We start from the raw sequence: 625 nt of genomic DNA, 5'->3' as shown, positions 1-625 counted from the left end.
CTGCCCGCAGGCTGCGGGACGCCGCGGAGCCGATCGCGACGATCAGCTTCTGGGGCCGGCAGGTCAACGAGCGGCTGTCCGGCCTGGGGCTGAACTTCCTCACCGGCTACGTCTGGGCACGAGCCGCGCCGATGGGCGAGCCGACCCCGACGGTCGTCGTCGCGGCCTTCGGCGTCTTCGAGCCGGGGCTCATCGCCGGGCTCTACGAGGAGGCGCGCGGCAAGGCCACCCGCGACGACGTGCTCGCCGCACGCGAGCGGGGCGCGGTGGAGTCGCTGCGCGAGCTGCTCCCGGACGCGGACGTGACCGAGGCGGTCGCGGCGCTGCGCCGCGGCACCGACGTCGCCGCGCAGCACCTGGTCGGCCGCCCGCTGTTCGCCGGGTGGGTCTCGCTGCCGTGGCCGGAGGACCCCCTCGGCCGGCTCTGGCACGCCGCGTCGATGCTGCGCGAGTACCGGGGCGACGTGCACCAGGCCGCCAACGTCGCCGCGGACCTCACCGGCGTGCAGATGAACCTGATGACCGAGTACTGGGTCGGCTGGGCGCCCACCGAGTACGCGGGCACCCGCGGCTGGTCGGCCGAGGCGATGGCCGAGGCGGACGCCGACCTGGTGCGGCGCGGGCT

1 protein-coding gene is annotated in these 625 nt (G+C 76.0%); it reads left to right on the top strand.

The features are described 5' to 3' along the window. A partial coding sequence (locus ACI78Z_RS25025) for an SCO6745 family protein (RefSeq protein WP_457039240.1) occupies positions 1-625 on the top strand: 625 nt, incomplete at both ends.

This window comes from Geodermatophilus sp. SYSU D01176, assembly GCF_054050015.1.
This window is presented reverse-complemented; position numbering and strand designations above follow the sequence as displayed.